The following is a 12462-nucleotide window of genomic DNA, read 5'->3' as shown; positions in this document are numbered from 1 at the left end:
GTCCTATCGGCCGGGGGCGAGTATCGTCCACCGGATGCCGGCGGGCCCCAAGCTCGCCGTCTTCGCCGTGCTCGCGCTCGTCTCGTCCGGCTATCCGCACGATCGATGGAGCGTCACAGCCGCGCTTCTCGTCGTCTGCCTGCTCTATCTCGCCGCCGGCCTTCCGGGGACGACCCTGCTCGTCGAGGCGTGGCGGCTGCGGTGGCTCGTACTGGTTCTCGGGGCCGCCCTGTGGATCTTCGCCACACCGCTCACGGCATGGGTCAGCACGGCCAGGGTGGCATCACTGCTGCTGCTGGCGTCGCTTCTCACGATCACCACCCGGATGGGCGATCTGCTCGCGGTGCTGCATCGGATGCTGAGACCGCTGCGCCGACTGGGCATCGATGCGGATGCCGTCGCGATGACGATCTCACTGACCCTCACGATGATTCCGGTGGTCGCAGGCTTCGCCCATGCGGTCACCGAGGCCCACCTCGCACGCGGCATCCGTCGCGGCGTGCGAGGCGCGGTGCCGCTCATGGTCAGGACACTACGCCACGCGGACGACGTCGGCGACGCTCTCGCCGCTCGCGGTCTCGTGTGATCGGCGGGCGATGCGCAGGGACAGCAGCATCCCGCCGGCGGCGACCGAGGCAGTGAGCACGGTCGTCCCCGCGACGAGGAGCAGGACGACGGAGGCGATGCCCAGGACGGCGGCGATCACGACCCGGTGCGTCCTGTCAGCGGATCGCGGCGACGGCTGCGTCTCGATGCGGGTGAGGGAGGTCGCGATCGCCGCTGTCAGAGTCAGGGCGACGGCGAGCCAGATCGGACGCGACACCCACCAGGAGACGGAACTCGGATCCGGCAGCGCGATTCCGCTGACGAGTGAGGCGACGGCCGAGATCCCCGCCATGGCGAGCAGTACCGGCATGTGCCACAGGTAGATCGTCATGGTGCGGCGATTGACGAAGGCGCCGAACGCGGCGGGGACCGGCCGGTGGCTGAGCTCGTCGATGCGATCGCGCAGAAGCGAGACGGCGCTCAGGTGCACGACGCCGACGAGCAGCAGCGCGGCGGTCGGGGGATTGATGTTCGCGATGAGGTCGGGGGAGTAGATCCCGGTCGCGAACGCTGCGATGAGGGCGGTCAGAGCCGCTGCTCCCACCAGGGCCCGCGTCGCTCGAGGCAGCCGGTCGATCGTGCCGTCGGCGAGGAAGAACCCGATCTGCTGGAGTGCGAGCCACACGAAGGCGAGATTCAGAAACCCCAGTCCCTCGACCCCGGTGCTCGCCCGGGCCACATCGACGCAGACCGATGCCCACACGAGGGCTGCGACGGTGACCAGGGGCCTGCGTGCGTGGGCTCTCGAGAGTGCCGGGAGGAGCGCCTGACAGCCCAGGAAGACTCCGAGGAACCACAGCGGCTGGCTGTAGCGGAAGCCGGCGGTGGCGATGATGTCGGCGGGAACACCTGCGACGTGGAGAGCCGCGAGCGCGACGCCGACGACGGCGATGGCGAACAGTGCGGGCCGGAGCAGGCGATGCACGCGGGCTGCGATGAAGTCGGATGCGGTGCCGCCGCGCGCCTGCGACCGCCGGAAGGCGATGTGACCGGCGAAGCCTCCGATGATGAAGAACAGCGGCATGACCTGGAGGACCCAGCTCACGGGGATGATCCACGAGGTGCCCTCGCTCGCGTTCGCGAAGACCGGGCTGCCGTCGGCGATCGTGACGCCCACCATGATGGCGTGAAGCAGCACGACTCCTGCGACGCAGATCGCTCGCAGCAGGTCGATCGCGGCATCACGACCGGCCGGCAGCGGGGGGCGGGGAGCGATGCGGGGCGGCGCTTCGACGATGGCCATGGAGTCCTCCTCGGATAGGTGTCCGAGGAGCGTATGGACGCGGTGCCGGTCGGGGGATCACCCTCCGGGCTGGTTCGCACCCCTACTGCGGTGTGACCCGGAGCAGCGGCTCAGGAGGGCTCGACGAGACCCGTGTCGTAGGCGAGGATCACGGCGTGCACGCGGTCGCGGAGTCGGAGCTTGGCGAGCACCTTGCCGACATGCGTCTTCACGGTCTGCTCGGCGATGAAGAGGTCGGACGCGATCTCGCTGTTCGACCGTCCGCGACCGATGAGCACCAGCACCTCCCGCTCCCGATCGGTCAGGTCTGCGAGCGAGGTCGCCGCCTTCGCGGTGCGGGGCCGACGTCCGGCGAACTGCTCGATCATGCGCCGCGTCACACTGGGGGCGAGCAGGGCATCGCCGCCGGCGACGACGCGCACGGCGTGCACGAGCTCCTCGGGAAGAGCGTCCTTCAACAGGAATCCGCTCGCGCCGGCCTCGAGCGCGTCGTAGACGTAGTCGTCGATGTCGAAGGTCGTGAGCATGAGGATCCTCGGCACATGAGCCGCAGGGTAGGCGGGTCCGAGGATGCGCCGAGTGGCCTCGATGCCGTCGACCTGCGGCATCCGCACGTCCATCAGGATGACGTCCGGATCGAGGCGGGCAGCGAGGGTGATGGCTTCGGCTCCGTCGGCCGCCTGGCCCGCGACACGGATTCCCTCGTGCGCATCGAGCAGAGCGGCGAATCCGGCGCGCACCATCGCCTGGTCGTCGGCGATGAGGACGCTGATCGTCACGGATTCTCCTGGGTGATCGGAGCGGTGGTCTCGCTCGATGGACGCTCGTGCAGCGGGAGGGAGGCGATGACCTCCCACCCGCCCTCGGTGGTGGGGCCGGCGGCGAAGGACCCGCCGAGCAGTTCGACGCGCTCACGCATGCCGCGAAGTCCATAGCCTCCGCTGGGGTGAGCCGGTGGGGTGGTGGCGCGGCCGTTGCGGACGCGGATGCCGATGGCGTGGAGATCCGCCTGCAGGCGCACCGTGACGGCGGCGCCGGACGCGTGCCGTACCGCGTTGCTGAGCGCCTCCTGCGCGATGCGGAAGGCGGCGATCTGCACGGCCTGCGGGGCGTCGGTGAACGCGCCCGTCATCTCGAGCCCCACCGTCACGCCGGCGCGCCGGATCGTGTCGACGAGGGCCGGGATGTCGTCGATGCTCTGCTGCGGCGCCAGCTCGGCCGCCTGGTCCTCGGTGCGCAGCACGCCCAGCATCCGCCGCATCTCGGTGAGCGATCCCCGCGCTGTGGCCGCGATGCTCTCGAACTCCGACGTCGCCGCGTCGCCGATCTCGGGCAGTCGGTATCGAGCAGTGGACGCCTGCACCTGGATGACCGACATACTGTGGGCGATGACGTCGTGCAGTTCGCGGGCGATACGGGTGCGCTCCTCGACGAGCGCGCGGCGGGACTCTTCGAGGGCTGAATGCTCCCGTTCCTTCGTGAGCTCGGCAGATACCCTCACGCGTCCTGCGACCAGTACGGCGACCAGGAACACGGCTGCGGCCACAGACGTGGTCACGATGAGATCTGCCGTGGCGCTGCCTGCCGTCGCCGGAGTGGCGACGATCTCGGGGCGCAGCAGCGGGGCCGTGAGGGAGAGCAGCGCGCCGACGCCGAGCGGGACGACGCCCAGGCGCGCGCCGTGGACGAAGGTCACGACGCCCACGAAGAGGACGAAGGTGACGAGCGCGGGCACCGACCACGGCCACGGCGCCTCGGTCGCCTGATCGGGCACGACCAGCAGCGGGAGCGCGAACGCCGCAGAGCAGAACATCGCGATCGCCCACCGCGGATACCGCAAGGAGAGCAGCGGCGCCGAGCAGAGTGCAGCGCCGAGGATGAACGTCAGCGGCAACGCGGTGCCGTACAGCACGGTCTGCAGCGACACGAGCACCGCGAAGAGCGCCAGGCTCGCCACGGCGAGCGCGGCGAGCGCGGCCGTTCGACGGCTGATGCGGGGAGTCCGCGGTGTGCGGGGTGTGCGGGGCAGGCGACGTGCCATGAGTGTCATCCTGCCAGTTGCGGGACGGGGGCGCGTCGACGCCGGGCAGCGGTGACGCGGTCGATGACCAGTCCGATGATGAGAGCGACCCCGATACCGATCCCGGCGCTGGCGAGGGGCTGATCTTCGATCCATGATCCGGCGAGCAGCCCGATCGCCAGGCTCAGCGCGCTCCAGCTGAGACCGGCCACGACGCTCAGGGGAAGGAAACGCCTCCAGGGGAATCGCAGCGCGCCCGCCGACATGTTCACAGCGACACGGCCGACAGGGATGTATCGAGCGCCGAGGATCAGAGCCGCACTGCGCTGGTCGAGGGCGCGTTCCGCGTGGGCGAAGGCCGAGGCGATCCGCGGTCGACGCATCCACGCCCAGCGGGTCGTGCCGAGTCGACGACCGAGCACGAATGCGATGTTGTCGCCGATGGTCGCGCCGACGGCGGCGACGAGCCCGAGCGGGATTAGCGCCCATGGCTCTCCTGAGGATGCCAGCACGGCGGCTGCCGCCACGAGCACGGTCTCACTCGGAACAGGCGGGAAGAAGCCGTCGATGATCGTCACCGCGAGCAGCACGGCATACAGCCAGGGGGAGGCGACGGTCTGCAGGATGAGCTCGTTGATGACGTCCACCTCAGCAGGCTAGAAAGCGGAGGGCACGCAGGGCATCACCCTGAGGTATCGATCGCATCCACCCGCAGAGGTAGATCTGTGCACAGGCCGACGACTGCACCACGATCCGTACGTCGACTGAACACCCAGCCGAGCGATCTATACTGGGAGTTTGGCCCCTCGGCCTGAACCCCCTTGAAAGAACGGACATCCCGCCTGTGCTTGCCGTGCACGAACTCGAGATCCGCGTGGGCGCACGCCTCCTGATGGAGAACGTGTCGTTCCGTGTGAGCGACGGAGACAAGATCGGTCTCGTCGGCCGCAACGGTGCAGGCAAGACCACGCTCACCAAGGTGCTCGCCGGCGACGTCCTTCCCTCTGGGGGCACGGTGACGCGCTCCGGAGAGCTCGGCTACCTTCCCCAGGATCCCCGTTCGGGCAACCCGGAGGATCTGGCGCGCACGAGGATCCTCGATGCCCGCGGACTCGGACAGCTGAATCTCGGCATGACCGAGGCCTCGCTGGCCATGGGCTCGGAAGACCCCGCCGTGGCCGAGAAGGCGATGAAGCGCTATGCGCGCCTCACCGAGCAGTTCGAGGCACAGGGCGGATACGCCGCAGAAGCCGAGGCGGCATCCATCGCCAACAACCTCTCGCTGCCCGACCGCATCCTCGATCAGCCGCTCTCGACGCTCTCGGGCGGACAGCGTCGTCGCATCGAGCTCGCGCGCATCCTGTTCTCGGATGCGGAGACGATGATCCTCGACGAGCCGACCAACCACCTCGACGCCGACAGCGTCGTGTGGCTGCGCGAGTTCCTCAAGAACTACAAGGGCGGGCTGATCGTGATCAGCCACGACGTCGAGCTCGTCGGCGAGACCGTCAACCGCGTCTTCTACCTCGACGCGAACCGCCAGATCATCGACACCTACAACATGAACTGGAAGAACTACCTGCGCCAGCGGGTGGCCGACGAGGAGCGCCGCAAGAAGGAGCGAGCCAACGCCGAGAAGAAGGCCACCACGCTGCAGCAGCAGGCGGCCCGTTTCGGTGCGAAGGCGTCGAAGGCCGCTGCCGCTCACCAGATGATCGCGCGCGCTGAGAAGCTCCTCGCGGGTCTCGACGAGGTCCGCCAGGAAGACCGGGTGGCGAAGCTCCGCTTCCCCAAGCCCGCCGCCTGCGGCAAGACCCCGATGATGGCGACGGGGCTGTCGAAGTCGTACGGATCGCTCGAGATCTTCACGGATGTCGACCTCGCGATCGACCGCGGATCGAAGGTCGTCGTGCTCGGACTCAACGGTGCGGGCAAGACCACGCTGCTGAGGATGCTCGCCGGAGTCGACGAGCCGGACACGGGTCAGCTCGAGCCGGGCCACGGGCTCAAGGTCGGCTATTACGCGCAGGAGCACGAGAACCTCGACGTGAACCGCTCGGTGCTCGAGAACATGGTCTCGGCCGCTCCGCACATCACGGAGATGGAAGCGCGCAAGGTGCTCGGATCCTTCCTCTTCACCGGCGACGATGTGCTCAAGCCCGCCGGGGTTCTCTCGGGCGGCGAGAAGACGCGTCTCTCGCTGGCGACCCTCGTGGTCTCCTCGGCCAACCTGCTGCTGCTCGATGAGCCCACCAACAACCTCGATCCCGCGTCTCGCGAGGAGATCCTCGGTGCTCTCGCGCACTACGAGGGTGCAGTGGTCCTCGTCTCGCACGACCCCGGTGCGGTGCAGTCGCTCAACCCGGAGCGCGTGCTGATCCTTCCCGACGGTGTCGAGGACCTCTGGAGCCAGGAGTACCAGGACCTCATCGAGCTCGCCTAACGCGTCCGAGGTGGGCCACGTCCGACGGGAGTGGCATAGTCGACAGGGTGACCCATGACGACTCCGACCTCGCCCTCGATCCGCTCAACGACTGGCTCAGAGGACGCCACGCTCTCACCGGCGTCGCTCCGGACTGGGACATCCGCGACCTGCCGGATGACCCGGCGGTCCTGTTCGCCGAGTGGTTGCGCGCCGCCGCCGCAGCCGGGGTGGCGGAACCGCACACGGTGACGCTGGCGACGGTCGACGCCGACGGGATCCCCGATGCGCGCACGCTCATCCTGAAGAGGATCGACGAACGAGGGTGGGCCTTCGCGAGCACGCGGTCGTCCCGTAAGGGGGCGCAGCTCGGCGCAGTGCCGGCAGCGGCCCTGAACTTCTGGTGGCAGCCGCAGGTCCGTGCAGTCCGCGTGCGCGGCCGCGTGGAGGAGGCGACGCCGGAGGAGAGCGCCGCCGACCTCGCCGCTCGCTCGGCGGCCGCACAGGCCGGCATCGCCGACGGCGACTGGGTGCTCTGGCGCATCGTCCCGAGCCGCATCGAGTTCTGGCAGGGGGAGACCGATCGGAACCACACCCGTCTCGTGTACGAGGCATCCGCGGACGGCTGGAGCCGGGCGCTCTCCGGTCGCGCCGCTGACCGCATCGAGGAGGAGGCTCGCGCATGAGCGACTTCCAGGTCATCGAGATCGGTGCGCTGGACGAGTGGCGTGAGCACCACGGCGGCTTCGATGCCGCGCGCTCCCGCGACGGTCGCCGCGTCGTCGACCACGAGCTGACGATGCAGTTCATCGGACTCACCGCGAACGCCCTCGCTCCGGGTGAGGAGGCGGGGTACTGGCACGTTCATTCACGCATCGAGGAGCTCTACGTCTACCTCGAGGGGCGCGGGCAGATGGGTCTCGACGACGAGATCGTCGAGGTCGGCCCCGGCACCGTGATCCGAGTCGGTCAGGGGGTCGCCCGCACCTGGCGGTCTCACCCTGGCAGTGCGGGGGAGCTCCGCTGGCTGTGCATCCGGGCCGGAGGCCAGGAGCTGCCGCATCTTCCCGATGACAGTGCGCGCCTGCCTGACCGGCCGCTGCCCTGGACCGACTGAACGATGAGCGAGGTTCTCCCGCCTCCGCCGTCAGAGGCCCCGAGCTTCGCCGACGACTTCTCGACGGGGCTCGACGACGAGAAATGGGTCGCCCACTACCTCCCGCATTGGACGGTTCCCGAGAGGTCGGCGGCGCGATATGAGATCGTCGACTCGGTGCTGCGCCTGCGTATCGACAGCGATCAGCTCGATTGGCGGAAGGAGGATGCCCCGCTCCGTGTGTCGAATGTGCAGACCGCGGTGTTCTCCGGATCCGTCGGGTCGGCGCGCGGCACGCACCGACATCGTCCGGACGGTCTGGAGGTGCGAACGGAGACGCCTCTGCACTTGCTGTTCGCTCCCGCCCGCGGACGCATCGATGTGACCGTCGCCGCGAGCGCCGACGAAGGATGCATGCTCGCCGCCTGGCTCGTCGGGATCGAACACCTCTCGGAGAGGGATGCCGGCGAGATCTGCATCTTCGAGATCGACGCGGATGCGGTCTCGAATACGACTCGAGCGCGGACCGGCATCAAGGCGCACGGTGATCCGCGTCTGCAGACCGACATGGCCGAGGTGGTGCTCCCGTTCGACGCGAGTGAGCAGCACACCTGGACAGTCGTCTGGGGTGACGGCGAGACGGTGATCGGCTGCGAGGGGAGGGTGCTGCGGCGGATCCCGCAGTCGCCCGACTATCCGCTGATGCTCCTGATCGATCTCTTCGAGATCGGGACGCCCTCGGGCCGCTACCCCAAGTCCGCCCTCGTCGTGGACGTGCGGGCCTGGGGCTGACGCGCCTCAGCGAGCGTCGAGGAGCTCGTCCTCGACGTCGGCATCGCTGTCACGGCGCCGGGACTTCTTGACGGGTGCCGGCATCCCCTCCACCTCTTCGCGGTGCTTCACGATCTCGGTGCGGATGATGTAGCCGATGAACACGAAGCCCATCAGCGCGAACAGGATCCACTGGATCGCATACGACAGATGCGGGCCGGGGTCGTCGGTGGGGGAGTCGAAGCGGCCCAGGGTGCCTTCGCCCGCCGGTTCCTCGCTCACGATCTGCCCGTACGCGCTCGTGATCACGTCTCCGTCGACCAGCTCGGCGATCGAGGGGAGGTTGATCGTCGGCACCTGGCCCTCGGGAGCGCCGCGTCCCGAGGCCGGCAGCTGCTCTCCGGGACGCAGACGCACGATGACCTCGACCTCTCCGCTCGGAGGCGCAGGAACGGCATCCGGGGAATCACCGTCGCCGGGCGGCACCCATCCGCGGTCGACGATGAACACACGTCCGTCGACATCGCGGAACGGCACCAGAACCTCGAACGCACTCGTGCCGCCGTGGGGCCGATTGCGCACGAGGAGCTGGTCATCGGCGATGTACTCGCCGTTCAGGACGACAGGGTGCCAGACGTCGCCGGGCTCGAGCGCTCCGTCGGCGCCGATGAGGTCGGACAGCGGGACGGGATCCGCGTCATAGTTCTTCTCGACGAGAGCGATCTGCTCGGATCGCGTCTCGTTGCGCTCGAACTGCCAATTCGACAGGAAGGCGCACCCGACCGCGAAGCCGATCGCGATCAGCACGTACACGGTCCATCGACCCATCCGGGCACTCACGAGGGCATACCATCTCTCACTGTCACGGGGAAGTCTCTGGCAGCCAGGTAGTCGTGGAGGAACGAGACATGCTCGTCGCACGCGAGCCAGATCTTCTCACGGTCGGCGGCATGGATACGCGGATTGCGCCACACCACCTGCGTGGTCGCCGCGCTCCGGCATCCGGCACGCGAGCACTCCAGTCCACTCACTCGCGATCCTGGCGGCTTTCGTGGATGGTGATGACGTGAGGCGGCGGATCCTGTTCGACCGGAAGCGTCGGGGCCGGGGCAGGTGCCTCCAGCTGCTGCACGGGAGATTCCGCCGTCGTCTCGGTGCTGTCGCTTCCTGCGTTCGCGAACACCACCGCGATGTAGGGAAGGAGCGCGGCCGCGAGCGCGAAGACCCATGTGTACCAGCCGTAGGGCTGCACGAACATCATGAGCGCGAAGCAGAGGATGCGGATCGTCATGGTGAGCGCGTATCGGCGCACGCGGTGGTCCGCCTCGTCTTTCGGCGACTGCGGAAGCGAGGTGACAGCAGGGACCAGTGGCTTGCTCTTCACGATGAGTCCAGCCTACGCCGGTGCGGGCACCACGGCGCGCCCGTCTGCTGCTCAGGTCGAGAAGAGGAAGGGCAGAGTGAAGGCGCCGAAGAACAGGAACCCGATGACCATCATGATGATGCCGATGACGAGCACCGCGACCATGATGTACCCCATGATGAGGCCGGCGAAGGCCATGCCGCGTCCGCCGATCGAGGGGTTCGCCTTCGTCTGTCGGAGCGCCATGTGGCCGGTGATCACGGCGACGATCGAGGCGAGCAGAGGCACCACAGCCCAGAAGAGCACGACTCCGGCGATTCCGCAGATCAGCGACGTGACCGCGAGTCCGCTCGCCGGGCGAGGTGCGGGATAGTTCGGTGCTGCGTAGTTCGGTGCCGCGTAGTTCGGGTATCCGGTGGCGGGTTGGCCGGGAGCGGACGTCGGGTAGGGCGACGCTGCAGACGCTGAGCCGTAGGGGTGCATCGATCCGCCGCCGTGGACAGGCGGGCTCGGCGCGAAGGAAGGCGCGGCGCCCGGGTACGCCTGGGTGGGCGACGCCGGAGGGGCAGTCGGGTACGACGGCGGCTGCGCCGCCGGAGAGGCTGCCTGGTAAGGCTGTGCGGGTGGTGCCGGCGCTGCGGGCGGCGGGGGAGTCGGCTGCGGTCCGCCCGAAGGGGTGGGGATGCTGTTGTCGCTCACGGTGGCGCCTTTCGTCGGGTTCAGCGTTCCAGTCGCGGCGTCCGTCTGTCAAACGACGCCGGTCGGACGGCGGCATCCTCGGTAGGATCGAGGACGACCAGGCCCCGACCCCAGCGGCCAGATCAGGAGTGGAAATGAGTTCTCGCGTCGTCCTCGTCACCGGCGGCAACCGCGGCATCGGCCGCGCCATCGCAGAGCGATTCGTCCGTGACGGATACCGCGTCGCAGTGACGGCGCGGAGCGGGGAAGGCCCCGACGGCACGTTGACGGTCCGCGCGGACGTCACGGACGCCGCGGCTCTCGACGCGGCATTCACCGAGGTCGAGCAGCAGCTCGGGCCGGTGGAGATCGTGGTCGCCAACGCGGGGATCACCAAGGACACTCTCCTCCTTCGCATGAGCGAGGACGATTTCGACAGCGTCGTCGCCACCAACCTCGGCGGAACGTTCCGTGTCGTCAAGCGCGCGTCCAAGGGCATGCTGCGGGCTCGTTTCGGACGCGTCATCCTCATCTCGAGCGTCGTGGGCCTGTACGGCTCGGCGGGGCAGGTGAACTACTCCGCATCGAAGAGCGCACTGGTGGGCTTCGCGCGATCGCTGACCCGCGAACTCGGCGGACGCGGCATCACCGCGAACGTCGTCGCGCCGGGCTTCATCGAGACCGACATGACCGCAGAGCTGCCCGAGGAGACTCAGAAGCAGTACAAGGCGAACATTCCCGCCGGACGCTTCGCCACTCCTGACGAGGTCGCGGGTGTGGTCACCTGGCTCGCGGGCGACGACGCCGGCTACATCTCGGGCGCGGTCATCCCCGTCGACGGCGGCCTCGGGATGGGGCACTGAGCCGAGGCCGACGCCCTGTCGTCACCGACGGGAGACCGCCGCGTCGATGAGCTCGGCCAAGCGGCCCGGAACCGAGAACTGCGGCCAGTGTCCTGAGCCGATGCGGATGACCTCGGCGTCGCCGATCGCTCGGAATTCATCCGCGTACGGGCCCCACTGCTCGAGCTCCGACTCGAGAGTCTCCTGATCCATCGCGCCCATCAGCAGTGTCACGGGTACCCCGTGGCGCTGCTCCGAGCGCAGCTCGATCGGATCGGTGGGCACCCGCGCGGGAACGCTCCGAGCCAGCGGACCGGTGCGGGCGCGGGTCGAGTCGTCGAGGTCGTCGACGTCTTCGTCGGGGAAGTAGTCCCACCCCGGGAAGGGGACGACGCCGTCGACGACCTCGAATTCGCTGATGCCGAATCCGGAGGGCGGCGGCACCGTGTCGACGAAGACGACACGCGAGACGAGGTCGGGCCGTGCGTCGGCGACGCCCCAGGCGACGTTGCCGCCGCCGCTGTGACCGACGACGGCCACGGGTGCCCCGATGTCGTCGACCGCGGCCACGGCGGCATCGACCCACTCGGCGATTCCGATGTCGGAGGAAGCGGCGGCGGGGAGACCGACGCCGGGCATCGTCAGGGGATGCACCGAGTGCCCCGCGCGTTCGAGGTCGGCGGTCACCTCGCTCCAACTGGACGCGTCGAGCCAGAGACCGGGGATGAGGATGATGTCCATGCCCCGACGCTAGACGGGGCCTCGGACATCCGCTAGGGCAGCAGCGCGATGACCTCGGAGAGGTCCTGCGGACCGATCACGAGACTCGCCGCCGCGCGTACGGCAGGCTTCGCATTGAACGCCAGTCCGAGACCGGCGACGGCCATCATCTGCAGATCGTTGGCTCCGTCCCCGATCGCGATGGTGGCGTGACGGGGGACCCCGAGCTCGTCGGCCCAGTGCTGCAGTGAGGCGGCTTTCACGGCGGCATCCACGATCTCGCCATCGACGCGGCCGGCCAGGGCGCCGTCCACGATCTCGAGGCGGTTGGCGCGCCACCGGTCGACGCCGAGCCCGGGGGCGACGTCGTCGAGGATCTCGTGGAACCCTCCGGACACGACTCCCACGACACCGCCGCGCTCATGGACGGCCGCAGTGAGCTCGCGCACCCCAGGGGTCGGCTCTATGCGCGCCAGCACGCGCGCGAACCCCGACACCGGTACGCCTTCGAGCGCAGCGACGCGGGAGCGCAGGCTGGTGGCGAAGTCGATCTCGCCGCGCATCGCGGCTTCGGTGGCCGCCTGCACCTCAGGGCCCCGCCCGACCTCATCGGCGATCAGTTCGATCACCTCGTTGCGGATGAGGGTGGAATCGGCATCGAGGACGACGAGGAAACGCGCGGCAGTCACGCCTTCGAGCCT

16 protein-coding genes are annotated in these 12462 nt (G+C 68.9%); 6 read left to right on the top strand and 10 right to left on the bottom strand.

All coding sequences use genetic code 11. From position 1 onward, the window contains the following. The first annotated feature begins 34 nt into the window (after window positions 1-34). Window positions 35-586, top strand: coding sequence for an energy-coupling factor transporter transmembrane component T (locus tag AKG07_RS05180; protein WP_233277328.1), 552 nt, complete (start codon window positions 35-37; stop codon window positions 584-586). On the opposite strand, the gene AKG07_RS05175 is transcribed toward AKG07_RS05180, so the two are convergent. From AKG07_RS05175 to AKG07_RS05160, 4 genes are all read right to left on the bottom strand, one after another. Beyond that, entirely contained in the window at window positions 533-1849 is a 1317-nt protein-coding gene (locus tag AKG07_RS05175; protein ID WP_053096437.1) for an acyltransferase family protein, read from the bottom strand. The two genes, AKG07_RS05180 and AKG07_RS05175, sit on opposite strands and share 54 nt — an antisense overlap. 110 nt (window positions 1850-1959) lie before the next feature. After that, window positions 1960-2628 carry a response regulator gene (locus tag AKG07_RS05170; protein ID WP_053096436.1) on the bottom strand — a complete coding sequence of 223 codons (669 nt, stop codon included), beginning with the start codon at window positions 2626-2628 and terminating at the stop codon, window positions 1960-1962. Beyond that, on the bottom strand, window positions 2625-3890 hold the full coding sequence (locus tag AKG07_RS05165) for a sensor histidine kinase (protein ID WP_053096433.1): 1266 nt from the start codon (window positions 3888-3890) through the stop codon (window positions 2625-2627). Before AKG07_RS05165 ends, AKG07_RS05170 begins: the two co-directional genes overlap by 4 nt. A 5-nt stretch (window positions 3891-3895) precedes the next feature. Next, window positions 3896-4516: a DedA family protein gene (locus tag AKG07_RS05160; RefSeq protein ID WP_053096431.1), complete on the bottom strand. Its 621-nt coding sequence runs from the start codon at window positions 4514-4516 to the stop codon at window positions 3896-3898. 197 nt (window positions 4517-4713) lie between these two features. Between AKG07_RS05160 and AKG07_RS05155 the strand changes: the two genes are divergently transcribed. From AKG07_RS05155 to AKG07_RS05140, 4 genes are read left to right on the top strand one after another with little or no spacing between them, the layout of a single operon-like run. Beyond that, window positions 4714-6312, top strand: a complete 1599-nt coding sequence (locus AKG07_RS05155) for an ABC-F family ATP-binding cassette domain-containing protein (RefSeq protein ID WP_053096429.1) — start codon at window positions 4714-4716, stop codon at window positions 6310-6312. A gap of 47 nt (window positions 6313-6359) precedes the next feature. Beyond that, window positions 6360-6977, top strand: coding sequence for a pyridoxamine 5'-phosphate oxidase family protein (locus AKG07_RS05150; protein ID WP_053096428.1), 618 nt, complete (start codon window positions 6360-6362; stop codon window positions 6975-6977). Further along, window positions 6974-7408, top strand: a complete 435-nt coding sequence (locus tag AKG07_RS05145) for a cupin domain-containing protein (protein WP_053096426.1) — start codon at window positions 6974-6976, stop codon at window positions 7406-7408. The genes AKG07_RS05150 and AKG07_RS05145 overlap by 4 nt, the downstream gene beginning before the upstream one ends. A 3-nt stretch (window positions 7409-7411) precedes the next feature. Next, the gene (locus AKG07_RS05140; protein ID WP_053096424.1) at window positions 7412-8179 is read left to right on the top strand and encodes a hypothetical protein; all 768 of its coding nucleotides are present in this window, start codon (window positions 7412-7414) and stop codon (window positions 8177-8179) included. Window positions 8180-8185: 6 nt separating this feature from the next. Here the strand turns inward: AKG07_RS05140 and AKG07_RS05135 are convergent, their stop codons facing one another. From AKG07_RS05135 to AKG07_RS05120, 4 genes are read right to left on the bottom strand one after another with little or no spacing between them, the layout of a single operon-like run. After that, window positions 8186-8986: an SURF1 family cytochrome oxidase biogenesis protein gene (locus AKG07_RS05135; RefSeq protein WP_053096422.1), complete on the bottom strand. Its 801-nt coding sequence runs from the start codon at window positions 8984-8986 to the stop codon at window positions 8186-8188. Window positions 8987-8994: 8 nt separating this feature from the next. Then, window positions 8995-9189: a hypothetical protein gene (locus tag AKG07_RS05130; RefSeq protein WP_053096420.1), complete on the bottom strand. Its 195-nt coding sequence runs from the start codon at window positions 9187-9189 to the stop codon at window positions 8995-8997. Then, window positions 9186-9542, bottom strand: coding sequence for a DUF3099 domain-containing protein (locus tag AKG07_RS05125; RefSeq protein ID WP_053096417.1), 357 nt, complete (start codon window positions 9540-9542; stop codon window positions 9186-9188). The genes AKG07_RS05130 and AKG07_RS05125 overlap by 4 nt, the downstream gene beginning before the upstream one ends. A 51-nt stretch (window positions 9543-9593) precedes the next feature. Next, window positions 9594-10220, bottom strand: coding sequence for a DUF4190 domain-containing protein (locus tag AKG07_RS05120; RefSeq protein ID WP_082297829.1), 627 nt, complete (start codon window positions 10218-10220; stop codon window positions 9594-9596). Window positions 10221-10354: 134 nt separating this feature from the next. Between AKG07_RS05120 and AKG07_RS05115 the strand changes: the two genes are divergently transcribed. After that, window positions 10355-11062 carry a beta-ketoacyl-ACP reductase gene (locus tag AKG07_RS05115; protein ID WP_053096412.1) on the top strand — a complete coding sequence of 236 codons (708 nt, stop codon included), beginning with the start codon at window positions 10355-10357 and terminating at the stop codon, window positions 11060-11062. A 21-nt stretch (window positions 11063-11083) separates the two neighbouring features. On the opposite strand, the gene AKG07_RS05110 is transcribed toward AKG07_RS05115, so the two are convergent. Further along, window positions 11084-11782, bottom strand: coding sequence for an alpha/beta fold hydrolase (locus AKG07_RS05110; RefSeq protein WP_053096410.1), 699 nt, complete (start codon window positions 11780-11782; stop codon window positions 11084-11086). A 32-nt stretch (window positions 11783-11814) separates the two neighbouring features. Further along, on the bottom strand, window positions 11815-12450 hold the full coding sequence (gene serB / locus AKG07_RS05105) for a phosphoserine phosphatase SerB (protein WP_053096408.1): 636 nt from the start codon (window positions 12448-12450) through the stop codon (window positions 11815-11817). Between the last annotated feature and the right edge of the window lie 12 nt (window positions 12451-12462).

Origin of the sequence: Microbacterium sp. CGR1 (genome assembly GCF_001266755.1) — a bacterium.
GTDB lineage: Bacteria > Actinomycetota > Actinomycetes > Actinomycetales > Microbacteriaceae > Microbacterium.
The sequence above is the reverse complement of the archived record's forward strand: the minus strand, read 5'-3'. Positions and strand labels throughout refer to the sequence as shown.

What these genes read in the sequence shown, in the direction of transcription:
- AKG07_RS05180 (WP_233277328.1), top strand. Translation starts at nt 35, where the DNA reads ATGCCGGCGGGCCCCAAGCTCGCCGTCTTCGCCGTGCTCGCGCTCGTC.
- AKG07_RS05175 (WP_053096437.1), bottom strand. Translation starts at nt 1,849, where the DNA reads ATGGCCATCGTCGAAGCGCCGCCCCGCATCGCTCCCCGCCCCCCGCTG.
- AKG07_RS05165 (WP_053096433.1), bottom strand. Translation starts at nt 3,890, where the DNA reads ATGGCACGTCGCCTGCCCCGCACACCCCGCACACCGCGGACTCCCCGC.
- AKG07_RS05145 (WP_053096426.1), top strand. Translation starts at nt 6,974, where the DNA reads ATGAGCGACTTCCAGGTCATCGAGATCGGTGCGCTGGACGAGTGGCGT.
- AKG07_RS05140 (WP_053096424.1), top strand. Translation starts at nt 7,412, where the DNA reads ATGAGCGAGGTTCTCCCGCCTCCGCCGTCAGAGGCCCCGAGCTTCGCC.
- AKG07_RS05135 (WP_053096422.1), bottom strand. Translation starts at nt 8,986, where the DNA reads ATGGGTCGATGGACCGTGTACGTGCTGATCGCGATCGGCTTCGCGGTC.
- AKG07_RS05115 (WP_053096412.1), top strand. Translation starts at nt 10,355, where the DNA reads ATGAGTTCTCGCGTCGTCCTCGTCACCGGCGGCAACCGCGGCATCGGC.
- AKG07_RS05110 (WP_053096410.1), bottom strand. Translation starts at nt 11,782, where the DNA reads ATGGACATCATCCTCATCCCCGGTCTCTGGCTCGACGCGTCCAGTTGG.